Annotated in this window: 26 protein-coding genes; 8 read left to right on the forward strand and 18 right to left on the reverse strand. The window is 66.4% G+C overall.

What is annotated here, in order from left to right:
• Window positions 1–36 precede the first annotated feature (36 nt).
• From truA to OIK44_RS16250, 9 genes are all read right to left on the reverse strand, one after another.
• Window positions 37–846: a tRNA pseudouridine(38-40) synthase TruA gene (gene truA, locus OIK44_RS16210; protein WP_273672125.1), complete on the reverse strand. Its 810-nt coding sequence runs from the start codon at window positions 844–846 to the stop codon at window positions 37–39.
• Between the two features lie 62 nt (window positions 847–908).
• Entirely contained in the window at window positions 909–3,506 is a 2,598-nt protein-coding gene (locus OIK44_RS16215; protein WP_273672126.1) for a motility hub landmark protein FimV, read from the reverse strand.
• A gap of 322 nt (window positions 3,507–3,828) precedes the next feature.
• Window positions 3,829–4,956 (reverse strand): aspartate-semialdehyde dehydrogenase, encoded by a 1,128-nt coding sequence (asd, locus tag OIK44_RS16220; protein WP_273672128.1) that lies wholly within the window; start codon window positions 4,954–4,956, stop codon window positions 3,829–3,831.
• A 57-nt stretch (window positions 4,957–5,013) separates the two neighbouring features.
• A complete protein-coding gene (leuB, locus tag OIK44_RS16225) occupies window positions 5,014–6,084 on the reverse strand; it encodes a 3-isopropylmalate dehydrogenase (RefSeq protein ID WP_273672129.1) in 1,071 nt (356 codons plus the stop codon).
• Window positions 6,085–6,097: 13 nt separating this feature from the next.
• Window positions 6,098–6,745: a 3-isopropylmalate dehydratase small subunit gene (gene leuD / locus OIK44_RS16230; RefSeq protein WP_273672130.1), complete on the reverse strand. Its 648-nt coding sequence runs from the start codon at window positions 6,743–6,745 to the stop codon at window positions 6,098–6,100.
• A gap of 55 nt (window positions 6,746–6,800) precedes the next feature.
• Window positions 6,801–6,923, reverse strand: a complete 123-nt coding sequence (locus tag OIK44_RS16235; RefSeq protein WP_273672131.1) for an entericidin A/B family lipoprotein — start codon at window positions 6,921–6,923, stop codon at window positions 6,801–6,803.
• A 96-nt stretch (window positions 6,924–7,019) separates the two neighbouring features.
• Window positions 7,020–8,423 carry a 3-isopropylmalate dehydratase large subunit gene (gene leuC, locus OIK44_RS16240; RefSeq protein WP_273672533.1) on the reverse strand — a complete coding sequence of 468 codons (1,404 nt, stop codon included), beginning with the start codon at window positions 8,421–8,423 and terminating at the stop codon, window positions 7,020–7,022.
• 236 nt (window positions 8,424–8,659) lie between these two features.
• Window positions 8,660–10,543 (reverse strand): chemotaxis protein CheA, encoded by a 1,884-nt coding sequence (locus OIK44_RS16245; RefSeq protein ID WP_273672133.1) that lies wholly within the window; start codon window positions 10,541–10,543, stop codon window positions 8,660–8,662.
• Window positions 10,543–11,388, reverse strand: coding sequence for a protein phosphatase CheZ (locus tag OIK44_RS16250; protein ID WP_273672134.1), 846 nt, complete (start codon window positions 11,386–11,388; stop codon window positions 10,543–10,545). Before OIK44_RS16250 ends, OIK44_RS16245 begins: the two co-directional genes overlap by 1 nt.
• Before the next feature lie 479 nt (window positions 11,389–11,867).
• Between OIK44_RS16250 and OIK44_RS16255 the strand changes: the two genes are divergently transcribed.
• The 6 genes from OIK44_RS16255 to OIK44_RS16280 all read left to right on the forward strand — a co-directional run bounded on the left by OIK44_RS16255 (window position 11,868) and on the right by OIK44_RS16280 (window position 16,446).
• Window positions 11,868–12,332: a universal stress protein gene (locus OIK44_RS16255; protein WP_273672136.1), complete on the forward strand. Its 465-nt coding sequence runs from the start codon at window positions 11,868–11,870 to the stop codon at window positions 12,330–12,332.
• Between the two features lie 204 nt (window positions 12,333–12,536).
• Window positions 12,537–13,181 (forward strand): response regulator, encoded by a 645-nt coding sequence (locus OIK44_RS16260; RefSeq protein ID WP_273672138.1) that lies wholly within the window; start codon window positions 12,537–12,539, stop codon window positions 13,179–13,181.
• A 357-nt stretch (window positions 13,182–13,538) separates the two neighbouring features.
• Window positions 13,539–14,336, forward strand: coding sequence for a Crp/Fnr family transcriptional regulator (locus OIK44_RS16265; RefSeq protein WP_273672534.1), 798 nt, complete (start codon window positions 13,539–13,541; stop codon window positions 14,334–14,336).
• Between the two features lie 224 nt (window positions 14,337–14,560).
• Entirely contained in the window at window positions 14,561–14,758 is a 198-nt protein-coding gene (gene hemP, locus OIK44_RS16270) for a hemin uptake protein HemP (RefSeq protein WP_273672139.1), read from the forward strand.
• A gap of 93 nt (window positions 14,759–14,851) precedes the next feature.
• Window positions 14,852–15,214, forward strand: a complete 363-nt coding sequence (locus tag OIK44_RS16275) for a hypothetical protein (RefSeq protein WP_273672141.1) — start codon at window positions 14,852–14,854, stop codon at window positions 15,212–15,214.
• A 26-nt stretch (window positions 15,215–15,240) separates the two neighbouring features.
• Window positions 15,241–16,446 carry a DUF2325 domain-containing protein gene (locus OIK44_RS16280; RefSeq protein ID WP_273672143.1) on the forward strand — a complete coding sequence of 402 codons (1,206 nt, stop codon included), beginning with the start codon at window positions 15,241–15,243 and terminating at the stop codon, window positions 16,444–16,446.
• 43 nt (window positions 16,447–16,489) lie between these two features.
• Here OIK44_RS16280 and OIK44_RS16285 read toward each other — a convergent pair whose 3' ends face one another.
• From OIK44_RS16285 to OIK44_RS16305, 5 genes are read right to left on the reverse strand one after another with little or no spacing between them, the layout of a single operon-like run.
• Window positions 16,490–17,854: a sulfite reductase subunit alpha gene (locus OIK44_RS16285; protein WP_273672145.1), complete on the reverse strand. Its 1,365-nt coding sequence runs from the start codon at window positions 17,852–17,854 to the stop codon at window positions 16,490–16,492.
• The gene (locus tag OIK44_RS16290; RefSeq protein ID WP_273672147.1) at window positions 17,851–18,864 is read right to left on the reverse strand and encodes an FAD:protein FMN transferase; all 1,014 of its coding nucleotides are present in this window, start codon (window positions 18,862–18,864) and stop codon (window positions 17,851–17,853) included. Before OIK44_RS16290 ends, OIK44_RS16285 begins: the two co-directional genes overlap by 4 nt.
• 21 nt (window positions 18,865–18,885) lie before the next feature.
• Window positions 18,886–19,704 carry a DUF4198 domain-containing protein gene (locus OIK44_RS16295; protein ID WP_273672149.1) on the reverse strand — a complete coding sequence of 273 codons (819 nt, stop codon included), beginning with the start codon at window positions 19,702–19,704 and terminating at the stop codon, window positions 18,886–18,888.
• 18 nt (window positions 19,705–19,722) lie between these two features.
• Entirely contained in the window at window positions 19,723–20,238 is a 516-nt protein-coding gene (locus OIK44_RS16300; protein WP_273672151.1) for a DUF2271 domain-containing protein, read from the reverse strand.
• A 21-nt stretch (window positions 20,239–20,259) separates the two neighbouring features.
• Window positions 20,260–20,907 carry a PepSY-associated TM helix domain-containing protein gene (locus OIK44_RS16305; RefSeq protein WP_273672152.1) on the reverse strand — a complete coding sequence of 216 codons (648 nt, stop codon included), beginning with the start codon at window positions 20,905–20,907 and terminating at the stop codon, window positions 20,260–20,262.
• 88 nt (window positions 20,908–20,995) lie between these two features.
• Here OIK44_RS16305 and OIK44_RS16310 point away from each other — a divergent pair, with 88 nt between their 5' ends.
• Together OIK44_RS16310 and OIK44_RS16315 are read left to right on the forward strand one after the other, a co-directional pair.
• The gene (locus tag OIK44_RS16310) at window positions 20,996–21,133 is read left to right on the forward strand and encodes a hypothetical protein (RefSeq protein ID WP_273672153.1); all 138 of its coding nucleotides are present in this window, start codon (window positions 20,996–20,998) and stop codon (window positions 21,131–21,133) included.
• A gap of 187 nt (window positions 21,134–21,320) precedes the next feature.
• Entirely contained in the window at window positions 21,321–21,824 is a 504-nt protein-coding gene (locus tag OIK44_RS16315) for a pyridoxamine 5'-phosphate oxidase family protein (RefSeq protein WP_273672154.1), read from the forward strand.
• An 83-nt stretch (window positions 21,825–21,907) separates the two neighbouring features.
• Here OIK44_RS16315 and OIK44_RS16320 read toward each other — a convergent pair whose 3' ends face one another.
• The 4 genes from OIK44_RS16320 to OIK44_RS16335 form a co-directional block, all read right to left on the reverse strand.
• The gene (locus OIK44_RS16320) at window positions 21,908–22,168 is read right to left on the reverse strand and encodes a hypothetical protein (protein ID WP_273672155.1); all 261 of its coding nucleotides are present in this window, start codon (window positions 22,166–22,168) and stop codon (window positions 21,908–21,910) included.
• A gap of 251 nt (window positions 22,169–22,419) precedes the next feature.
• Window positions 22,420–22,824 carry a KGG domain-containing protein gene (locus OIK44_RS16325; RefSeq protein ID WP_273672157.1) on the reverse strand — a complete coding sequence of 135 codons (405 nt, stop codon included), beginning with the start codon at window positions 22,822–22,824 and terminating at the stop codon, window positions 22,420–22,422.
• Between the two features lie 199 nt (window positions 22,825–23,023).
• A complete protein-coding gene (locus tag OIK44_RS16330; RefSeq protein WP_273672159.1) occupies window positions 23,024–23,401 on the reverse strand; it encodes a response regulator in 378 nt (125 codons plus the stop codon).
• Between the two features lie 84 nt (window positions 23,402–23,485).
• Entirely contained in the window at window positions 23,486–23,989 is a 504-nt protein-coding gene (locus tag OIK44_RS16335) for a GNAT family N-acetyltransferase (RefSeq protein ID WP_273672160.1), read from the reverse strand.
• Between the last annotated feature and the right edge of the window lie 20 nt (window positions 23,990–24,009).

A 24,009-nucleotide genomic window follows, 5' to 3' on the forward strand; every position in this document is an offset into this window, starting at 1 on the left:
AGTAAAACCGCCATGTCTAGACCTGACCCCAGGGGTTTAGAACCACGGCAGGGGGCTGCCTTTTTCTTGCGGCAGGCCCCATTTGGGGTCGTAGTCGATTTTTGCCAGGTAGAGGCCGTCCGGCATGAAGGTCGGCGCGGCGTCGCCGCGGCAGCGCCCCTCCAGCACTTCGCCCAGCCATTCCGGCGAGTGTTTGCCCAGGCCGATGTAGATCAGGGAGCCCACCAGGTTGCGCACCATGTGGTGCAGGAAGGCGTTGGCGCGTATCGTGAAGACGATGAGTTCGCCGCGCCGTTCGATGCCGATTTCGTGCATCAGCTTGACCGGCGATTTGGCCTGGCAGTGGGCCGCGCGGAAGGCGCTGAAGTCGTGCCAGCCGATCAGCGGTTTGACGGCTTCGCGCATCGGCGCGATGTCGAGCGGACGGAAGACCCAGCCGGCGCGCCCTTCCAGCAGCGGCGAGCGGGTCGGGTTGTTGTAGAGGACGTAGTGGTAGGTGCGCGCGCGGGCGCTGAAGCGGGCGTGGAATTGCTCGTCCGGGTGGCTCTCGACGTCGGCGGGGATGGCGTGCGCCCAACGCACGGCGATCGATGCCGGCAGGAAGGTGTTGACGCCGCGTATCCAGGAGTGGATGTCGCGCTCGAGTTCGGTGTCGAAGTGCACCACTTGTTCGATCGCGTGCACGCCGGTGTCGGTGCGGCCGGCGCAGGTGGTGGCGACCGGCACGCGGGCGAATTTTTGCAGCGCTATTTCCAGTTGGTCCTGGACTGTGTGGCCGTCTTCTTGTTTCTGGTAACCATGCCAGGCCGTGCCGTCGTACTGGACACCCAATGCTATCCGTTTCAATTGCTGTCCAATGTGTAGTCTGTGTCAGCGCATTATACTGCCGCGCCGACACAGACCGGGGCTTAGCCCAGCAGCGCCCGCATCGAGTTCGCCTTGGCCACCTGGGCGTCGCTGCCGCCTTTGATGACTTCGTCGATGAGTTCGCGCGCGCCTTCCTTGTCGCCGATTTCCTGGTAGGCGATGGCAAGGTCGAGCTTGGTGTCCATTTCCATGTGGACGGCCGACAGCGGGTCGTCGACGCCGGAGCCGGACGCTTTGGCGTCGGCGCTCAGGTCGAGGTCGATGCCGGACAGGTCGAATTCCGGCGCCGACGCCGCCGTTTCCTGCGTCACCGGCAGGGCCGGCTTGGCGAAGAAGTCGTCGATCGATTCGGCCGCGGCCGGCGCGGCCGGGGTCGCCGGCAGGTCGAAGTTCATCAGGTCGAGGTCCATCAGCGGGTCCGCCGCCGGCGCGACGCTGTTGGCCGCTTGCGGGGCGTCCAGCTCCAGGCCGAAGTCCATGCCGGCGTCGTCCGCCGGCGCGGGCTGGGCCGTGGCCGCCGGCGCGTCGAACGGCATGTCGAAGGCCATGTCGAACGGCGTGTCGGCCGCCGGGCCAGGCATGGCGATCGGCGCCGTCGTCGAGACGGGCTCGAAGCTCAGGCCGCCAAGGTCGAAATCGAGGACGTGGCCGGTGTCGGCCGGGGCCGGCATCGGCAAGGCCGTTTCCTGCTCCACGGCGCCGGCGGCAAAGTCGGCGTCGCGCGGCGCCAGCTCGGCGTCTAGGTCGAAGCCTTGCTCGGCCGCGTAGCTGGCGGTGGCGGCGGTGGCGGCCGTCGCGGCGGCCAGGCTGGCGCCGAATCCGCTGTCGAGCGCTCCGGCGCGGCCGGCCGGGGCCGCCTCGGCGTCGCGGTACAGGGGATTCGACGGGTCCAGCGCCAGGCCCAGCGCGGCGGCCTGCTGCCATTCCTCGCCCTGCCCTTTGCTCAGCGCATACAGTTCGCTGGCCTGGGCTTCGAACGCGCGCACGTCCTTGCGCGTGGCGTAGATTTCAAGCAGCTTCAGGCGCACCGGATGACGCTCCGGATGGGTCCGCAGTGCCTCCTTCAGTATCTCTTCCGCCTGGGCGTCGCGGCCGTAGGCGATGTAGACGTCGGCCTCGGCGACCGGGTCGACTTCATTGGTGTCGAGCTGGCTGGCCGACGGCGCGAAGTTCGAGTTGAACACGCTGTTGTTGGTGTCCACGCTTTGGCCGCCCGCTTCGGCGAACATGGCCGGCGCCGGCTCGCCAGGGTCGCCCGGCTCGCTGGCCTCGGCTTGCGGCGCCGGTTTTTTCTTGCGCCGCGACAGCGCCAGCGCGCCGGCGCCAGCCAGCAGGGCCGCCAGTGCGATGCCGATGGCGTTGATGTTCTCCATCGCCGTGTCGAGCAGCGATGGTTCGGCCTGCGGCGGCGGCGTTTTCTTCACCAGCGGCACCGGCTTGGCTTTCGGCACCGGCGGCGCCGATGCCAGCGGCTGCGAGGCGGCCGGGTCGGCAGCCGCTGCGGATGCGGACGCAGCGGCCGAGGCCGGCACGCTGGCCGCCTGCATGGCCTTGCTCTTGACGGCCATCAGTTTTTCCAGGTCGCTGACGTTCTTTTCCAGCTCCTTGACGCGGGCCGCCGCTTCGGCGACCTGCTTTTCCTTGGCAATCTTGTCTTCGACGCCGGCGACGGCCGTGTTGCCGGCCGTCGGGGCGGACGGCGCCGCCTTCGACAGTTTCAGCTGGTCTTTCGACTCGTTCGCCGGCGTCGCCCGTTCTTCGACCTTGGCGGTGATTTTGCCGGTCGCGCTTTGGCCCGCTTCGGCGCTCTTCGCCGGCGTGCTCAGGGCCACCTGGCCGGCCAGCTTGTTGCGGTAGGCATTGAAGTCGGCCGCGTGGGCGACGACGACGCCGTGCGCCTCGCCCTCGGCGGTGGCGCGGATGCTGTCGGCGTCCGGCACGGCAAGGATGCGGCCCGAGCGCAGGCGGTTCATATTGCTGCCGCTGAAGGCGTCCGGATTGGCGCGGTACAGCGCCACCAGCATCACGTCGAGCGAGACGTCGGTCGGCTTGACTTGCTTGGCGATGCGGCTCAGCGTGTCGCCCGATTTGACGCGGTAATCCGTGGCGGCGGCCTGCTTCGCCGGCGCCTTGTCGGCCGCCGCTTTGGCGGCGGCGCGCGGCGCCCGTTCCGGACGCCCTTCGGGGCGGCCTTCGGCTGCGGGTGCGGCCGTGCCGGCGGCAACGGCGGCGGGCGCCGGCGCGGCGGCCGGCGGCGCGGCGCGGTCGACCGGCGCGGCCACTTGCGCCGTTTGCGGCTGGCGCATGTCGGCCGGATCGAGCAGGAAGGTGTATTCACGCACCAGGCGGCCGCCGTTCCAGCTCAGTTCGAGCAGCATGTCGACGAAGGGATCGTTCACCGGCTGGGGCGAGGTGACACGGATGTATTGGCGGCCGTTGCGTTGCTCAACGGCGAAACGCAGCGACAGCAGGGTGGGATTGAAATCGATATTGGCTTGGCGGAAGGCGTCGGCTGGCGCCAGTTTCGCCACCAGCGCGGCGGCTTCGTCGGCGGAGACGGCGGTCAGTTCGATTTCGGCCCGCAGCGGCTGACCCAGCGCGGATAAGACCGTTAGCTTGCCGAGACCGGCCGCTTGCACCGCGGGAGACAATAAAACTGCACAGGCGACAGCACTGGTGAGTGTTTTCAGCGCGAAGGAGACGACCCTGGGGCGAGTGTTTACAGGCATAGTTGGCGGCATCATGGTTGACAGGGGAAAACAGCTACTTTCCCGGAGGTCTCAACATATCATCATGCACAGGCGTGTGCAAGCTTTGCGCACGCTTTACGCCCCTGCAAGAGGCGAAGTTTGAGTTTTGCCCCCGTTTCGCGGTAAAAAATCCTGTTTTCGCTGCGAAGCGGAGGCAAAAGCCGGGGGCAAAAGCCGGGGGCAAATGCCAGGGGCAAATGCCGGCCGGACTTTACGCTTCCAGCACGATGCGCAGCATGCGGCGCAGCGGTTCGGCCGCGCCCCACAGCAATTGATCGCCGACGGTGAAGGCGGACAGGTATTCGCCGCCCATGCTCATCTTGCGCACGCGCCCGACCGGGATCGTCAGGCTGCCGGTGACGGCCGCCGGCGACAGCTCGCGCACCGACGCTTCGCGCGTGTTCGGCACCAGTTTGACCCACTCGTTGTTGCTGGCGATGATGTCGTTGATTTCATCGAGCGGCAAGTCTTTTTTCAGCTTGATGGTCAGCGCCTGCGAGTGGCAGCGCATCGCGCCGATGCGCACGCACAGGCCGTCGACGGCGATTTCCTTGCTGCCGAAGCCGGCGCCGCGGCCGAGGATCTTGTTGGTTTCCGCGCCGGCCTTCCACTCTTCCTTCGACTGGCCGTTGCCCAGGTCCTTGTCGATCCACGGGATCAGGTTGCCGGCCAGCGGCGCGCCGAATTGCTTGATCTCGTCGGCCGAGTAGCCGTGCTGGGTGGCCAGCACCTGGCGGTCGATTTCCAGAATCGCCGAGGCCGGGTTGTCGAGCAGCGTCTTGACGGCGCCGTTGATGGTGCCGAACTGGGTCAGCAGTTCGCGCATGTGCTGGGCGCCTCCGCCGGACGCGGCCTGGTAGGTCATCGAGCTCATCCAGTCGACCAGGTCGTGCTGGAACAGGCCGCCCAGGCCCATCATCATGCAGGAGACGGTGCAGTTGCCGCCGATGTAGTTCTTGACGCCCTTGCCCAGCGCGTCCTTGATGACGTGCAGGTTGACGGGGTCGAGCACGATGACGGCGTCTGGTTCCATGCGCAGCGTCGAGGCGGCGTCGATCCAGTAGCCGTCCCAGCCGGCCGCGCGCAGTTTCGGGAACACCTCGGAGGTGTAGTCGCCGCCCTGGCACGAGATGATGATCGCGCATTTGCTCAGTTCGGCGATGTCGCCCGCGTCTTTCAGCGTGGTTTCATTCTTCGCCATCTTGGGCGCGGCGCCGCCCGGGTTCGAGGTGGTGAAAAACACCGGTTCGATGTGGGCGAAATCGCCCTCTTCCTGCATGCGCTGCATCAGGACCGAACCGACCATGCCGCGCCAACCTACCAAGCCTACTAGTTTCATCACATTTCCTCAACAAATAAACGGGGCTCGCTCGCCCCTGCTTCAAATATTCCGCTGTTACGCCAGCGCCTTGACGACGGCGTCGCCCATTTCCTCGGTGCCCACGCGGCGCGTGCCGGCCTCGTAGATGTCGGCCGTGCGCAAGCCCTGCGCCAGCACCGCCTTGACGGCGGCGTCGATGCGGTCGGCCTGCTCGGCGCGGTTCAGCGAGAAGCGCAGCAGCATCGCCGCCGACAGGATCGTCGCCAGCGGATTGGCGATGCCCTTGCCGGCGATGTCGGGCGCCGAGCCGTGCGACGGTTCGTACAAGCCCTTGTTGTTGGCGTCCAGCGAGGCCGACGGCAGCATGCCGATCGAGCCCGTCAGTTGCGCCGCGCAGTCGGACAGGATGTCGCCGAACATATTGCCGGTCACCATGACGTCGAATTTCTTCGGCGCCCGCACCAATTGCATCGCGGCGTTGTCGACGTACATGTGGTCGAGGGTGACGTCCGGATAGTCCTTGCCGACCTCGGTCATGATGTCGCGCCAGAACTGGAAGGTTTCCAGCACGTTCGCCTTGTCGACGCTGGTCAGGCGCTTGTCGCGCTTTTGCGCGGCCTGGAAGGCGACGTGGGCGATGCGGCGGATTTCGCCCTCGGCGTAGCGCATCGTGTCGTAACCCTCGCGCTGGCCCTGGAACGGACCGTCCGGGCAGCTGCGCATGCCGCGCGGCTGGCCGAAGTAGATGTCGCCCGTCAGTTCGCGGATGATCAGGATGTCCAGGCCGGCGACGACTTCGGGCTTGAGCGTCGAGGCGTTGGCCAGTTCCGGGTAGAGCACGGCCGGACGGAAGTTGGCGAACAGGCCCAGGTGCTTGCGCAGGCCCAGGATCGCCTGTTCCGGGCGCAGCGCGCGCTCCAGATTGTCGTATCGGTAGTCGCCGACGGCGCCGAACAGCACGGCGTCGGCCGCCTTGGCCAGCGCCAGCGTGGCCTCGGGCAGCGGGTGGCCGTGCTGCGCGTAGCCGGCGCCGCCGACGGGCGCCGTTTCCAGCTCAAAGGGTTCGCCCAGCGCGTTCAGGACCTTGACGGCTTGCGCGATGATTTCCGGGCCGATGCCGTCGCCGGGCAGGATTGCAATTTTCATGTGTATTCGATCTTTAGATAACGTTCGCCAACCACGGTTGATTGGCCAGATGGCGCTCCTCGAAGCTGTGGATGGCGTCGGCGTGGCGCAGGGTCAGGCCGATATCGTCCAGTCCATTCATCAGGCAATACTTGCGGAAGGCGTCGATGTGGAACGGGTAGGCGACGCCGCCATTGCTGGTCGTGACGCGCTGCTGCTCAAGGTCCACCACCAGCTTGTAACCGGGGAAGGCTTTGACTTCGTTAAACAGATGGTCGATCTGCGCTTCGGGCAAGACTATCGGCAGTAAGCCGCTTTTGTAGCAATTGTTGAAGAAGATGTCGGCGAAGCTGGACGCGATGATGGCGCGGAAGCCGTACTGGTCGAGCGCCCAGGGGGCGTGCTCGCGCGAGGAGCCGCAGCCGAAGTTCTTGCGCGTGAGCAGGATCGAGGCGCCCTGGTAGCGCGCCTCGTTGAGCACGAACTGCGGGTTCAGCGGACGCCGGCTGTTGTCCTGGCCCGGCTCGCCGTGGTCCAGATAGCGCCATTCGTCGAACAGGTTGGGGCCGAAGCCGCTGCGGTGGATCGACTTCAGGAACTGCTTCGGGATGATGGCGTCGGTGTCGACATTGGCCCGGTCGAGCGGGGCCACCAAGCCTTCGTATATCGTAAATTTGTCCATGCTAACTCTGCGCTGTGCTGACGGGCGGAGCCGTCAGGCCCGCCGCATCATGGGTTTATTTGCCGCCGGCGCCTTGCACCACTTGGCCGACTTTTTGTACGTCTTTACCGATGCCCGAAACGGTGTTGCAAGCTGTCAGTATCAGGGCGGTAATGCATAGGGCGAATAGTTTTTTCATATTGTTCTCGCTTGAGAGTGTTGACTTCAGCATCTAAAAGCCGGCCCGGACCGGCGGGGCCGGACCCCGGGGCTGGCGCCGGCCGCCGTCGCGCGCTCAGTGCAGCGCGCGCACGTCGACGAAATGGCCGGCGATACCGGCGGCGGCGGCCATCGCCGGCGACACCAGGTGGGTGCGGCCGCCCTGCCCCTGGCGCCCCTCGAAGTTGCGGTTCGAGGTGGACGCGCAGCGCTCGCCCGGCTCCAGCCGGTCGGCGTTCATCGCCAGGCACATCGAGCAACCCGGTTCGCGCCATTCGAAGCCGGCGGCCTTGAATATCTGGTCCAGCCCTTCGCGCTCGGCCTGCTCCTTGACCAGGCCCGAGCCCGGCACGACCAGCGCCAGCGAGACGTTGGAGGCGCGGTGCTTGCCGCGCACCACGGCCGCGGCCGCGCGCAAGTCCTCGATGCGCGAGTTGGTGCAGGAGCCGATGAAGACCTTGTCGATGCGGATGTCCTCGATCGGCGTGTTCGGTTTCAACGCCATGTAGACCAGCGCCTTTTCCATCGCGTCGCGCCGCACCGGGTCTTTTTCCAGGTCCGGGTCGGGCACGCGGCCGTCGACGGCGATCACCATTTCCGGCGAGGTGCCCCAGCTCACCTGCGGCTTGAGCTCGGCCGCGTTGAGGGTGACGACGAGGTCGAAGCGGGCGCCGGCGTCGGTGTGCAGGGTGCGCCAGTAGGCGACGGCGCGCTCCCAGTGCGGGCCGGCCGGCGACAGCGGCCGCCCCTTGACGTAGTCGATGGTGGTGTCGTCGACGCCGATCATGCCGGCGCGCGCGCCCGCCTCGATCGCCATATTGCAGACCGTCATGCGCCCTTCCATCGACAGCGCGCGTATCGCCGAACCGCCGAATTCGATGGCGTAGCCGGTGCCGCCGGCCGTGCCGATCTTGCCGATCACGGCCAGCACGATGTCCTTGGCGGTGACGCCGGCCGGCAGCGCGCCGTCGACCTGCACCAGCATGGCCTTGGATTTTTTCGCCAGCAGCGTCTGCGTCGCCAGCACGTGCTCGACTTCGGAGGTGCCGATGCCGTGCGCCAGGCAGCCGAAGGCGCCGTGGGTCGAGGTGTGCGAGTCGCCGCAGACCACCGTCATGCCCGGCAGCGTCGCGCCCTGCTCCGGCCCAATGACGTGGACGATGCCCTGGCGCTTGTCGTTCATGTTGAAATAGGTCAGGCCGTAACTTTTGGTATTGCTGTCGAGCGTCTCCACCTGCAGCCGCGAGACCGGGTCGGCGATGCCGCCGGCGCGGTCGGTGGTCGGCACGTTGTGGTCGGCCACGGCCAGGTTGGCCGACACGCGCCACGGCTGGCGGCCCGCCGCGCGCAGGCCGTCGAAGGCTTGCGGGCTGGTCACTTCGTGCACCAGGTGGCGGTCGATGTACAGAATGGTCGTGCCATCATCTTCGGCCCGCACAACGTGGGAGTCCCAGAGTTTGTCGTAAAGCGTCTTCATTATGATTTATGCAGCGTAGCTACAGCCTGTAGTAAGTGATCCTCAATGATTATGCCATATTTCGCGCCCCGCAAAACCGAGGCCAGCCGTATGTGCGGTCTGGCGATACGAAATTCGGTTTTGCCGCACAAAGCAGGCTAAACATTGCCATATACCAACTCCGCGCCAAGGCGGCGTTGGGCCAAAAAAAAATGCCTGCGGGTAAGGCAGGCATTTTGTGTGTTCCCGGCGTCTGAGCGCTAGGCAGCCATGCGTACACTTCCCCTGCAACCGTCCATTAGGAAGGATAGGCCGACGACGAGTACCAGCTCGCCTTCGGCGGAGCGGGCGGTGCCGGTAATGCCCTCGACGGCGATGGCCGTCATCGGCTTGATGACCAGGTCGGCGGTGCCGTCGACGGCCTCGACCGCGAGAATGTAGGGTTGTGGCGCCGCCACAACAATACCCACGCGTTCGCTGCACAATTCGTAGCCGAGCGAGCCGGCCAGCGAGCGCACCGGCAATGGCCGGCCCTGGTCCTTCAAGACCGGCAAGCCGCCCACTTCCATGAAGGTTTCCGGCAATTCGACGACGCGCTGCACCACCGCCATCGGCAGCGCCAGCGCGGCGCCCGAGGTCGACACGAGCATGGTCGGCACGATCGACAACTCGATCGGCAGGCGGATGGCGAACTTGGTGCCGATGCCGAGGGCCGAGTCGATGTGAATGGCGCCGCGGTTTTTCTCGACGGCCGTCTTGACGACGTCCATGCCGACGCCGCGCCCGGACACGCTGGAGGCCACGTCCTTGGTCGAGAAGCCCGGCAGGAACACCAACTGGAACGATTCGTCGTTGGACAACTGGGCCGACTCGCTGATCAAGCCCTTCTCCAAAGCCTTCTTGCGCAGCTTGGCCGGGTCCATGCCCTTGCCGTCGTCCTGCAGCACGATCATCACGCTATTGGCTTCCTGCCACGCCTTCAGCGAAATATAGGACTTGGTCGACTTGCCGGCCGCGACGCGCTCCTCCGGCGATTCGACGCCGTGGTCTAGCGCGTTGCGCAACATGTGCACGAGCGGATCGTACAGGCTGTCGACGACGACGCGGTCCACTTCCGTTTCCGCGCCCTCGATGGTCAGTTCGACGTCCTTGCCCAGGTCCTTGGCCAGTTCGCGCACCAGGCGGGGGAATTTCTGGAACAGCCGGCCGACCGGCTGCATGCGCGTGGCCAGCGTGGCGCGCTGCAATTCGGTGGAGTAGCGCGAAGCCCGCTCCAGCGTCTCGGCCAGCGTGGCCATCAGCGTGGCGGCCTGGCCCTCGAATTTGAATTGCAGCAGGCGTTCGAGCAGCACGGCGGCCTGGTTGGCGGCCTGCACCGATTCGCCGGCCACTTCCAGCAGCGCGTCGAGCTTGACGGCGTCGACGCGGATGCTGTCTTCCTTGACGGGCGCGGCGGTGCGCACCTCGGGGCGGTCCTCGCGGCGCTCGACGCCGTCCCAGTTCTTGCCGGCGGGCTTGGCGGCGGCGGCGGGCGCGGCGCTGGCCGCAGCCGCAGCCGCAGCCGGCGCGGCTGCCGCGGCCGGGGCGGCCGCGGCGGACGGCACATACGTACCCTCGGGCACGACGGCGACATACATCGCTTCCCAGTCCAGGCCGTCTTCGCCGGGCGGCGCCGACGGCGCGGCGGCCGCCACGGCCGCCTGCGGGGCGGCGGCGACGGGCGCGGCCGCGGCCACGGGGGCGGCAGCCGGCGCCATCGCCTTGCCTTCGATGGCGTTGGTGAGGATCAGTTCGAGTTCTTCCGGCATCGCCGGCAGGGTTTCCGGGGCGCTGCCGTTGGCCAGCTCGGTGAGCTGGTCGGCGACGAAGCCGGAGGCTTGCAGGGCCGCCTCGATGGCGATCGGGGTCACCGGCGCGGCGCCCGTGCGCAGCGCGTCGAACAGGTTTTCAGTCAGATGGCAGGCGGCCACCAGGGCCGGCAGGTTCATGAAGCCGGCGCCGCCCTTAATGGTGTGGAAGGAACGAAAAACCGCGTTCAGCGTTTCTTTATTGTCGGGGTCGCGTTCAAGGCACAGCAAATGCTCTTCAACGTTGACCGCAAGATCCATCGCCTCGACGACAAAATCCTTGAGCATATCGTCCATTAGAATCCCAGATCGGCAAGAAGGTCATCAACATTGTCTTGGTCCAGCGCGGCCGACGGCACAGACGGGCCTTGCATCAGCACCACGGGCTTTTGCGCCAGTTTCTCACGCACGGCGGGCGGCGCATTGTCGCGCAACAACTCCGCCAACTCGTGTTCGACCGTCTTGGTGATGTTCACCACTTTCTTGATCAACTGGCCGGTGATGTCCTGGAAGTCCTGCGCCATCATGATTTCCAGCAGGCGCGCCTTCTCGGCCTCGGTGGCCTCGGCCACGGTTTGCGCGAATTGCTTGGAATCGCCCGCCAGCGTCTTGAATTCGTCCAGGCTGAGCTTGCCGGCGAACAGCGCCGTCCAGCGGCTGTCCATGTCCTTGGCTTTTTTCGACAGCGCGTCCTGCGCCGGCATGCCGTCGTCGAGCGTGTTGAGGACCTTGTTGGCGGCCTGCTCGGTCAGCGTGGCGACGTATTCCAGGCGGTCCTGGGCGTCGACGATTTGCGAGGAAGCCTCCGTCAGCGCCTTGTCGTAACCGAGTTCGCGCAGCGAGTCGTGCAGCAGGCGCACGATGCCGCCCAGGCGCTCGAACATCGGTTTCTCGGCGGCGTCGCCGCCGGCGTCGTCGGCCGCGGCGGCAGGAACGGCGGGGGCCGCCTCCGCCGCAGCCGCCTCGGGCGCGGCCGCCGCGGCCGGCGCGGGCGCGCTCGACGCTACCGCATCGAACAGCGCTTCGAAATCGTCCTCTGCGGGAGCCGCCGGGGCTGGTGTTGGAGCAGGTTCCGGCGCAGTCGTACGTTGCGCGGACACTTCATCGAATAGTGCGTCGAAATCATCAGCGGCGTTGGTCATAGTCCCTGCTTCTCCATAATTTGTAAAATTTGTCGCCCTCACTTGCGTGTCGCAGACGTACATTCCCGCCATTGTCTTGGATATGATGATTTAAGGCAATATCACAGCGCTTACGCGAGTGTAGCAGGGCGCTGGCAGGTTGGTAAATCTGAAAACGCGGTTTAAACCGGTAAAGGTCAATCGCGACGGCTTTTGCACGACACAATAACGCCTGCCCCCCTGTATTTTGAAATACTAACATCGGATAGCGAAGCAAAACATGGGCGCGCCGATAAATGGCGGCCTTATTTGCACATGGGCCGCCCCGGAAATGCCGCCGCTAGCACGCGGCGGCGGCGGCGCGGCGACAAGCCGGCGATTTCTTGATCAGAATCAAGGCTTTGCGGCAAGACAATAATCGCCGCCCCGTCCAGCGACTACAATATAAGGACAGGCCGCGACCCCGCCTGCGGTGGGCACGGACCTGATGAGGAGTTGCCATGTATAAGAAAATTCTGATTACGACCGACGGCTCGGCCGTGTCGAATATGACGGCCTGCGCCGGCGTCGCCTTCGCCGAACAGATGCACGCCGAAATCCTGGCCCTGTATGTGGCGCCGGAATACCAGTACCCCGTGTACATCGAAATCATTCCGCCGAGCTATCCCAGCGAGGAGGAATACCGCATCGCCATGCAAAGGGCCGGCGCCGAGCACCTGCAGGCGATCCTCGACGCGGCCGGCAAACGGGGCCTGCCCTGCCAGGGCTTGACGACGTTCGCCGACAGCGCGGCGCTGCAAATCGTCGAAGTGGCCAAGCAGCACGACTGCGACCTGATTTTCATGGGCTCGCACGGCCGCAGCGGCTGGGGGCAATTGCTGCTCGGCAGCGTCACCAACAAGGTGCTGTCGCATTCCAAGCTGCCCGTGCTGGTGCACCGGCTGATCAAGGAGCCGGCCGCCTGAAGCGCCGGGCGCCGTGGCGTCCGCACCGCGCGCCCCCGCCGGGGCCGCGCGGCGGGCGTGGCTTTTTTCGCCGCCAACTTAATGAAATAGCAAACTGAGCAAAATATATAGTAGTATATTCAATGCTTAATTCACGCTATTTAAAACTCTTGCGCCGTCGCGGCAACGCGGCCGCGCAGCTGACCCTTTCCCCATGATTCCCCTATGATACGAATTGTCATTGCCGACGACCACACCATCATGCGCGAGGGCTTGAAGCGCATACTCGACGGCGCGCCCGACATCGACATCGTGGGCGAGGCCATCGACGGCTTCGAAGTGCTCGGCCACGTGCGCCAGGGCGGCTTCGATTTGCTGTTGCTGGACCTGTCGATGCCGGGGCGCAGCGGCGTCGACCTGATCCGCCAGATCAAGAGCGAGGCGCCCAAGCTGGCCATCCTGATCCTCACCATGCACGAGGAGGAGCAATACGCCGTGCGCGCCATCCGCGCCGGCGCCCAGGGCTATCTGACCAAGGAGAGCGCCGGCACCCAGCTGGTCGGGGCGATCCGCAAGGTCGCCTCCGGGCGGCCCTACATCAGCGCCGAAGTGGCCGAGCAACTGGTGCTCAACATCATGATGCCCAACGAAAGTTTGTTGCACAAACAATTGTCTGACCGCGAATTCGAGGTGTTCTCGCTCCTGGTGGCGGGCAAGTCGATCACGGAAATCGCCAACAATCTGCACCTGAGCGTGAAGACGGTGAGCACCCACAAGACGCGCATCATGCAAAAAATGAGCATGAGTTCGCTATCCGAAATGGTCCAGTACGCCGTCGCCCACCGCCTCTTGTCGCCCTTCAAGACCTGACCCGCAGCCCGCCTCCGGGCGGCGCCCCACTGTAGGAACAATCCTACCGTGGGCGCGCCATCTCCTACCGCCATATTCAGCGCCTGCTGATATCAATCAAGCACCCCAGTTGGCATACTGAAATCAGCGAATCAAGTTGCTGGCCGGTTATTCCCCAACCCCGACAGGCCGTCAGCGGATTGAGCCGCACCGTGGCCTGAACGGTCTTCATCCGCCGGCAGCGGTCCGCCCGACCAGCTGCCGTTCATTCTTTACGAAATCCGAAATCGAAGCACCTGTCAACAGGAGATGAGCATGCTGTCAACGCAAACGTCTGAAATCCGTCCCGCATCCTCGTCGGCCGTGCAGTCCGCGTCGATGGAAGCGGGCCGCCAGCGCCAAGGGCGGCTGTGGTCGAATTTGAAGGAAGTCTGTGATTTGCTGCACATTTCAACCGCCTGCTCGATCGCCGCCGACGAGTTGCTGTTCCAGCATGTGCAATTCAAGACGGGCCAGCGCGTGCACACGATAGGCCAGCCCTTCGACACGCTCTACATCGTCAACTCCGGCTTCCTCAAAACCGTGCTCATCGACGAGTTCGGCAACGAGCAGGTGCTCAGCTTCCCGATGAAGGGCGACATGCTGGGCGTCGACGGCATCCACTCCAAGCATTACTCCTCGGAAGCCGTGGCCCTGTCCGACTGCGACCTGATACTGCTGCCGTTCAAGAAATTGACGGCGCTGGGCCGCATCCACATCGAGCTGGAAAACGTCATGTACGGCGTCATGAGCCGCGAACTGGTGCGCGAGCAAGCCATGATCGGCATGTTGGGCGCCCTCAGCGCCGAAGCCCGCGTGGCGCGCTTCCTCGTGTCGCTGGCCGACCGCTTCGCCCAGATGGGCTATTCGAGCAAATTGTTCAACCTGCGCATGACGCGCCACGAAATCGGCAGCTACCTGGGCCTGACACTGGAAACGGTGAGCCGCACCCTGTCGGCCTTCAATGAGATCGGCCTGATCAGCGTCGACCAGCGCACCATCGGCATCAAGGATCCGGACGCACTGAAAACCCTGCGCCGGCTGCCGCCGTCGCGCTCGCGCGCCAAACAACTGGCGGCGGCCAAGCTGCGCGCCGGCGCCGAGGCGGCCGCCACGCCCATGCTGGCCACCATTTGATCGCAAACGGCTTCACCCCAGCTTAGGCCCGGCCAGAGCAATCTGCACCGGGTTTTTTTTCACCTATGGCGCGGCGCAAGCCGGCGCCGCCCCAGCCCCCTTCCCGGCCACCGGCCACGCCGCAACATATCCCCGTTTTGTCTGCAAATAAGGCTTGCATTTTCAGCCACCCTCGACAATAATGCAAATACGAATCATTCTCAACTGAGATAAGAGAAGGTAAAATGCATAGCCAAAAAACCAGCACCAGCACCGAAGCCACCAGCCTGCACGCGCGCCACGCCGCCGCCACCGTGCAAGCCCCGCTCCGCATCACCAGCGCCGCCCTGCTGCAGGAGCGCCGCGAAGTTGAAATCGAGCACGGCGGCAAAATCTACCGCCTGCGCGTGACGCAATTGAACAAGCTGATTCTTACCGCCTGAGCCGTTCTGCGGCGGGCCCCAACCCCAGCCAGCCCTGCCGGGTGTCGCGCGACGCCCGGCTAGCCAGCCAAACCACCTGAACAGGAGCGTTTGATGGCGATTGATCGTATAGACCCGATATTTCTGTCCCAGCACCATGCCGCGCACCAGCCCGAGCTGATGCTCTCCGCCGTGCTGCACCTGATGTCGCATTACACGGCGCGCAGCGCCGAAAGCGGTCCCTGCCTGAAACTGGCATCGGTCATCGAACGCCACCTGCAGGCGCTGGCCGAATTGCCCGACCTGGGCCCCGTGTTGCAGGCCACTTGCCAGCAACTGTCGGAACAGTGGGCCGGCATCGTCGAACGGGCCATGCCGGCCGCGCCGGCCAAGAGCTCCCTGCTCAGCCGCATCATCGCCGCCGCCAAGGCCGGCGCCCCGGCCGCCGACCGCGTCGCCCCGTCCCTCCCCATTTAACCAAGCCCCCTCCAGGATGCCCCGCCATGTGTGACAAAGACCAACTCCCCGTGATCAGCAATTGCGCCAGCGACGCGCCCGAAGCGGCGCTGACCTCGCGCCGGCGGCGCATCTGGGAACTCTCGCACACCTGCCACTGCCCGCTGGTCGGCGTCGGCCTGCCGCTCGGTTATTTGCGCAAGCTGGTGGGCAAGATGACGGGCGGGCGCGTGATGGCCGACGACTACGAGGTGCACGTCGGCGCCGTCACCGAGTGCGGCACGCGCAACCGCCTGTCCGAGGCCCTGCAGAAGGAATTCGAGCGGCGCTACGCCCCCGTGCTGCTGCGTTTTCGCGCCGCCAAGAGCGGCGAGCAGGTGGCCCAGTTGTGGCTGGCCGCCGTGGCCAACGGCGACGTCGCCGGCGCCTTCTGGGCCGGCCTGACGCACCCGCGTTGCAGTCCGGAGCTGGAAGAGCAGATGTGCAGGGACTTGCACATGATCCAGCACCAGGCCGGCGCCTGCGTGCGCGCCGACATGAGCAAGTTCAACCAGCTGGTCGAGGAAAACGCCGGCCTGGCCCGCGAACTGGCCAGGCTGCAGCAGCGCAGCCAGGCGCTGCTGATCGACAAGAGCGCCGAACTGGAGCGCGCCGACGTCTTGCTGATGCAGGCGCGCGCCCAGTCGATCGGCAAGGATAGCGTGATCGACGGCTTGCGCGCCGAACTGGCGCAGTTGCAGGAATCAATACCGGGGCTGGAGTCGCGCACGCGGCTGGCGCAGCGCCTGGAGCAGATGGAGGAGCGCGAGCGCGAATTGCGCATGCAGGTGGCCGAATTGCGGCAGGCGCCGGCGCGCCCGGCGGACGCCCCGCCGGCGCCGGCGGCGAAAGCGGAGCCGGCGCGCTCCATGAAAATGCCGATCCGCCTGGTCGACCAGAGCGTGCTGTGCGTGGGCGGGCGCAGCGGCAACGTCGCCACCTACCGCGCCTTGATCGAGCGGGTCGGCGCGCAATTCGCCCACCACGACGGCGGCCTGGAGGACAACGCCAATATGCTCGATTCGAGTCTAGCGGCGGCCGACCTGGTGATTTGCCAGACCGGCTGCATCAGCCACAGCGCCTACTGGCGCGTGAAGGATTATTGCAAGCGGACGGGCAAGCGCTGCGTCTTCATCGACAACCCCAGCATCTCCAGCCTGGCGCGCGGCCTGCAGGAGGTGAGCGGCGCGAGCGAGCCGGTGGCGCTCGACTAAGCCTGGCCCCGGATGGCAGGCCGGGGAGCGCCCCGGCTTGCAGTCAATACACGTCGCGGCGGTAGCGCCCCGCAGCGGCCAGCGCATCCAGCGCGGGCCGGCCCAGCATCTGTTCCAGCGCCGCGTCGACGCCGCCGGCCATGCCCTTCAGGCTGCCGCAGACATACAGCGCCGCGCCCTGCTCCACCCACTGCCGCACCGCGTCGGCCCGCTCCAGCAAGCGGTCCTGCACGTACAGCCGCCGCGGCTGGTCGCGCGAAAACGCCATGTCCAGCCGCGCCAGCGCGCCGCTGGCGCGCCAGCCCTCGATTTCCTCGCCGTAGTGGTAATCGTGCGCCAGGTTGCGCTCGCCGAAAAACAGCCAGTTGCGCGTCTGCCCGGCCAGGATGCGGCTCTTCAGGTGCCCGCGCAGGCCGGCGATGCCGCTGCCGTTGCCGATCAAGATCAGCGGCCGCCCGGCATTGTCTTCCAGGCGGAAACGGCGGTGCGGCCGCAGGCGCATATGGACGGTGTCGCCTATGCCGGCCTGCAAACCCAGCCAGCCCGACGCCAGCCCCGAACTGCCGTCCGGATGCGTGTGCAGGCGCACCAGCAGGTGGACGCGGCCGTCGGCGGGAATCGAGGCGATCGAGTACTCGCGCGGCTGCTCCGGCCCGGCCGGCGCGGCCACCTGCACCAGATCGCCCGACTGCCAGTCCGGCAAGGCGCCGGACGCCGGCGCCAGTTCGATGTGGTAGACCGGCGCGCCGGCGCTGTCCGGATTGAGCAGGCGCCGCTGCGCCAGGCGCCAGGCGTCGAAGGCCGGCGCGCTCCAGTCCGGCGCGTCGCTGGTGCCGGCCAGGTGGCTCAGTTGCTGGAACCAGTGTTCCAGGGCCGGCGCCGCGCTGCGGTCCACCTCGACGCGGGGGAACAGGCGCGCCGCGCCCTGCCCGGCCAGCCACTGGTCGAGCGCGCGGCCGAAGCCGCAGAATTGGGTGTACGCGCTGTCGCCCAAGGCCAGCACGGCGTAGTGCAGCTGCGCCAGCGCCAGCGGCGCGCCCATCAGGCGGCCGGCGAAGGCGGCGGCGTTGTCGGGCGCGTCGCCCTCGCCATAGGTGCTGGCCAGGAAGAGCACCCGTTCGGCGCCCTGCAGGTCGGCGCCGTCCAGCTCGGACAGCGCGCTCAGGCGCACGGGGATGCCGGCCAGCCGCAGCGTCTGCGCCGTCTGTTCGGCCAGCGCCTCGGCGTTGCCGGTCTGGCTGGCGTAGGCGACGATCCAGGCCGGCGCCTGCGCCAAGGCCGCCTTCTGCAGGCGCGCCTCGCGCCGCTTGCGCCGCTGGCGCAGATACGGCGCCAGGCACACGGCCGCGTAACTGAGGGACAGACCGGCCAGCAGCGCCAGCCGGGTGGTATCGGTGGTAAAAATCATTCGTCCAGCATGTCTTGTAATGGGCGGCTCAGGTGCTCGCGCAGGCCGCCGCCGCTGCGCACCAGGAAGCGCGCGGCCAGGCCGAGCCGTTCGGCCAGCGCCATGCCGGCCTCGGGGCCGAGCACGGTGAGGGCCGTCGACCAGGCGTCGGCCGCCATGCATTCGGCGTGCACCACGGTCACCGAGGCCAGCGCGTTGCTGATCGGCATGCCGCTGCGCGGGTCGATGGTGTGGGAAAAACGTGCGCCGTCGCGCTCGAAGAAGCGCCGGTAGTCGCCCGACGTGGCGACGGCCAGGCCATGCAGCGCCAGCACCATCTCGCCGACCTGCCCGGCCGCGTCGGCGTCGACGACCTGTTCCAGCGCCACCCACCAGGGCTGGCCGTCCGGCTTGGTGCCGGCGCCGCGCAACTCGCCGCCGACCTCGACCAGATAATGGCGCCAGCCCTGCGCCTCCAGATAGCGCGCCAGGCAGTCGACGGCGTAGCCCTTGGCCACGGCCGACAGGTCGAGCAGCGCGCCGCCCGGCTGGTAGGCGCGGCGCGCCAGCGGATCGAGCGCGACGTCCTGGCCGCGGCGCCGCGCCAGCAGCGCCGCCACGGCGTCGGGCGACGGCGCCGCGTAGCCGGGCTGGTCGTGGCGCCGCGTCGGGCCGAAGCCCCAGGCGTTGACGAGCGCGCCGGCGCAGGGGTCGTAGGCGCCGCCGCTGTCGCGCGCCACCTGCGCGGCAAACGCCAGCACCTCGAAAAACGCCGCCGGCAGGCTGTGCCAGGTGCCGGCCGCGGCGTGGTTGAAGCGGCCCAGGCTGGAGTCGTCGAACCAGTGGCTCATCTGCGCCACGACGACGTCTAGCTGTTGCTGCAAGCCTTCCTGCAAAGGGGCGCAGTCGCCAACGGCCAGCACGCGCACCGACCAGGTCGTGCCCATGCTGTCGCCGCGAAAATCCCGGATCGTGCCGCCGACGGGCGCCGGGTGCTCAGAAAAATGGTGAGGCAGGAGTACCCGGCGCATCGTCAGTCTTTGTCGTCAAGGTTACTGGGGCAGCACTTCCACCGTCGCCGAGTAGGCGAGGCGGCGGGCCGGCTGTTCCGGCGCCTGGCCGGCCGCCGCCGCTGCCGGCGCGGGCCAGCTGGTGCTGAGGAAATACATGCCCGGCGCCGGCAGCGCGAAGCTGATCTCGCCCTTGGCGTCGGTGCTCTGGCGGATCTCGCCCAGCACGCCGCGGTAGCGCACGCCGCCCGGCACCAGGCTGAACGCCAGGTTGGCCGCAGGCTTGCCGTCGATCAAGAAGCGCCACGTGGCCTTGTCGCCGGTGCGCATATCGTTCGGATGGCTCACCGGCACGAATTCCAGGCCCACGCCGGTCGGCTTGAAGACGGCCTCGCTGGTCGAGGCGGCGCTGAAGAAGGTTTCCATGCGGCTAAGCGTGCGCGTCGTCGTCACTTCCTTGGCGTCGGCCGGAATGGCCTTGGCGAACGCCTCCTCGGTGCCGCGCCAGCGCTTGATCTCGCCGTCGACCTTGTAGCTGGCCAGCACGCTCTTCGCCACGATGGCCGCCTTGTAGGTGCCCGGCTTGGCCAGCTTGACGTCGAAGACGCTGCGCAAACGGCCCGTGATGACGTTTTCCGGCTGCACGCGGGCGCCGTCCGGGCCGGTGATTTCCAGCGCGTCCAGTTTCAAGGGCTGGTGGTCGATGTCGAACAAGCCTTCCGAGACGGCCGCATCGACGGTCACCCACGGGTCTTTGGCCTCGACCATCGTGCTCGACGGCACCATCCAGGGGCGGTGCGCGTGCGCGTTCAATGCCAGACCGGCCAGCGCCAGCGCCATCAGTGGTTTATTCAGTTTCATGAACATGCTTTTCCCGCCTTAAGGTTTGAGTTGGACGGCGACAGCGCCGAGTTCTTCCTTGCCCTTGCCGGCCACGGCCAGCGCCGCTTTCGGCGGCCACTGGAAGGGCACGCGCACCAGCTCGCGTCCGCCCGCCTCGCGGGTCGCCTCGATGACGACGTGGTACTCGCCGGCCGGCAGCTTGTCCAGCGCCGCCTTGGCGCCCGGGAAGGTCAGCGTGTGCTCGCCCGGCGCGCGCGTGGCGCCGCTGACGCCGTCCATCGGCATGGCCAGATCACGCCCCGTCTTGCGCCACCACTGGCGCATATCCTTCAACCACTTGTTGCCGGCGTTATCCTTTTTCTTCACGTCGTACAGCACGGACAGGTTCGTCAACACCTTCTGCTCCGGGCTCTCCAGCCACACGGCCACGTAGGGGCGGTGATACTCAGCCACGTTCAATTGCGGGATTTCAAGCTTGAGGGCCAGATCGGCGCCCATCGCGGAAACGCTGATCAGCGGAAGGCTGAGCGCGATGGAATAGCGTAATTTCATGGTGTACCTGTCAAAAGAAAATTAATGGATGAATAAAAGCGCGAGCGCGCAGGGGACCAAAATGCCCAGGCCCACCATCGGCCAGGTGAACGGCCGGTTGGCCGCGTGGAACTTCAAGATCAGCAAGCCCGTCAGGCAGAACACCAGGCAGGTGGCGGCAAAGATATCGATGAACCAGTTCCACGCCGTGCCCGTGTTGCGGCCCTTGTGGACGTCGTTGAGCCAGGAAATCCAGCCGCGGTCGGTGCGCTCGTATTCGGCGGCGCCGTCCTCCAGGCCGATGCGCACCCAGGCGTCGCCGCCCGCCTTCGGCAGCGGCAGATAGACTTCGTCGAGCGACCATTCGGCGGGGCGGCCGCCGGCGTCGAGCGACCAGGTGTCGTGCAACCAGCGCTCGGCGGCGGCCGGCAGCGCCTCCTTGGCGCCGTCGTGGCCGGCGGCGAACTGGCGCAACTGCGCCTGCAGCGGCGCCGGCACCTCGGCCTTGTGGCGCGTGACGGCGGGCTTGGCCTCGATCTGGGCCGCGTGGTTCAGGGTGATGCCGGTGACGCTGAACAGCAGCATGCCGAGCAGGCAGAGCGCCGAGCTGATCCAGTGCCACTGGTGCAGATTCTTGAGCCAGACGGCGCGGCCGGCATTACGGTTCGGGCTGCTTGCCGGCGCACTCATCGACCGCCCCGTGCGGCGCGCGACGGCGCGGCGCGGCGTGGGCGCCGCGCCGGGATGGATAAGGCAAATCGATTCATAGCATCCTTCAGTGAAATTGCTCAGCCAGCGCATGCCGGATCGCGATGCCAAACGTAAGCGCGAACATGCGTGTGGCTGGCTGAACGACGCGAAAAAACAAGCGCTACGGCTGGCGATAAGGTCAAATGATAATGATTATCATTTATAATGTCAACCGCCGCGCCCCCTATGATACAAGCCGATACAAATCCGCTCCTGTTTACGGCCCCCCCCGTTTACGGTCGCGTCCACGCGAATGTCCTCGCTGTGTACGTTGTCGAACAGAGTCGCGCGCGGCGCCGGTCTAAGCTACTCCCCGGGGCACACCGAGATTGTTGGACGCACGGGGAGATGCTATGGGGCCATTCGCACAAGACCAGCTCGACGCCATCAAGGCCAGGATCGCGCAGGTGGAATTCGGGATGCTAACAACCAGTAACGACGCCGGAACGCTGACGAGCCGGCCCATGACACGCCAGCAGATCGACGCGCACGGGGACATCTGGTTTTTCACCTCGGACAAGGCGCCGTTCACGCACGATCTGCCGGCGCATCCGCAGGTGAACGTCAGCTTCACCGATGTCAGGGACAGCCTGTACGTGTCGATCGCCGGCAGCGCGCAACTGCTGAAGGACCGCGGCAAGGCGGAAGAACTGTGGAACCCGCTCGTCAAGGCGTGGTTTCCCGGCGGCCTGGACGATCCGCATCTGGCGCTGATCAAGGTGGCGATCGAGTCGGCGGAATACTGGGACGCCCATGCCAGCAAGATGGCGCACCTGTTCGCGCTGGCCAAGGCGGCCGTGACGGGCGAGCGGCCCGTGGCGGTGGGCGAACACGCGAAGCTGAACGGGGCGCCATAGAACGGAAGCCGGCAAGCGGCGCACAAAAAAACGGGGCCAGGTCCTTGCGGACGCTGGCCCCGGCCTAGCGGCGGCGCGTCGTTTCAGCCGCTGCTCTTGTCCTCGCCGCCCTGCTGGTTTTGCCCTTCCGAACTCTGGCGGTTGCGGGCGCGGTCGGCGCGGCGCACTTCACCGAGGATGAATTGCTCGTCGCCAATATCGAGGCCCTCGTCAAAATCAACCAGCACAAAATTCTGCTCGCTGCTCTGCTGCGCCCCCGACGACGAACCCTGTTGGTTGTCCTGGCTGCCGCCTTGCGTATCTGGACGGTTGCCCTGGCTGTTACCCTTGTTAGACGAGTTCATGACACTCTCCTTGATGGTCTTGATAGGCTCGGTAGAAGCGAACGCGATGGCAGACCAGTGGTCGCCTGAAATCATAGTAGTCCACGCACGCGCTTCCTGTATAGGACTAAAGCAGCGGGCGCCGCAGGATTTTTCCTACGGACAAGCAAACGGGAAACTTATGTTCCCCGTTTACATCTTCCGCCCCCGCAAGCCCTACATGCGGGGGCCAAGGCCAGTGGCCAAGGCGGGCCGGCCCCGTCCAACCGGGCCTAGCCGCGAGAACCGGAACCGCCCGAGCCGCCCGATGAACCGCCCGACGGGCCGCTCCTCTGGTTTGGACGGCTGGCGCCGCCCTTGGCCTGGTCCTGCTCCCCGTCGCGATCCGCGCGCGTCGTGTCGCGCGCCGCGCCACCGCTGGCCGCACTTTGGCGGTTACCATCGTTCTTGTGGCTCTGGCTACCGGCACGGCGCGCTTCTTCCGAAGTGAACTCGTGGGCGGTGCCCTTCTCGTGCGCGGCGCGTCCGCCTTCGCTGGCGATTTCCCGTTGCAGTTCCGGGTCCATCGACGCGAAGCCGCGCTTGCTGGTATCGCTTTGCCTGTTCTCGCTACCCTTGCTACTTTGCTTACCGCCTTGATTGCTGCCTTGTTTATTATCGTTGCTGGATGTGGCCATGATTATCTCCATTTGTCACGGTTTGCGATTGCCCAATCACCCGCCTCGATTGCACCTGGCGCCAATACGGGCCGGTAAGGGAAAGTCCATGGTAGTACCCACGACTGCGCTACAAAATAGGAGAAAATCACGCGCACCTGTAGGATGATTCTTTCAACGGCCGGCAAAGTCTGCCCTCGCAAGGCACGCGCCCAAGCCGTCAAACCAGCGCCGCCTTCAGCTCCGCCAGATCATAGGGCTTGCGCAATATGCGCGCGGGAAAATCCAGGGCCCCCAGCGCCTCCCTGCCGTAGCCGGTGGAGAAAATGATGCGCGTGTCCGGCTTCCCCTCCAGCACCAGCCGGGCCAGCGCGATGCCCGACATGCCGGGCAGGCTGACGTCGGAGAACAGCACGTCGAACTGCTGCCCGCGCATCAGCGCCAGCGCCTGCTCGCCGTCGGCGACGCCCTGCACGCGGTGGCCGAGCATGCCGACCAGCTCGCACACCATTTGCTGCGAGTCGAGGTTGTCCTCCACCACGAGGATGCGCAGCGACGCTGGCGCCGCCGGCGTGTTGTTGCTCGGTTCCAGACCCATCCCCTTCCGGCGCAGCTTGCGCACTACCTGTCCGGCAAATGCTACCAGCTTTCGCGGCCCTCGGCACACACCAGGCCGCCGCGCTCAGGCGCCGGGGAGCAGCGCCTTTTCCATGTAGACGCAGTCCAGCGCAATACCGCTGGGGTGGGCGTATTGCGCCTCGCGCAGCGGCACGAAGCCCGCCGCCCGATAAAACCCCACCGCGTTCAGCGACGCATACAGGTGCAGCCTGGCGCGGCGGTCGGCGCGCGCCATCCGCTCCAGCGCCCCCAGCAAGATCTTGCCGACGCCGCGCCCGCCGCTGTCCGGAGCGACGAACACGGCGCCGACTTCGCCGTTGCCGCGGTCGAGGATGGCATATCCCTGCAGCTCGCCGGCCGACTCGGCCATGACGGCGCCGCCGCCGGCCACCAGCGCCGCGTAGACCGGCGGCAGCGGCGCCGCCGACCACACGGCGATGATCCCGGGCGCATAGTACGAGGCGCAACTGCGCCTGACGGCGTCGGTGCGCAGCGCCCACAACGCCGGGATGTCGGCCGCGGCCGCCGCCTTCAGCGTGATCGTCGGCCCCTCCGTCCATCCAGTCATGTACTCCCCTTTTCGCAGTA

The sequence above is a fragment of the Janthinobacterium fluminis genome (genome assembly GCF_028595325.1).
Lineage (GTDB): Bacteria > Pseudomonadota > Gammaproteobacteria > Burkholderiales > Burkholderiaceae_D > Janthinobacterium > Janthinobacterium fluminis.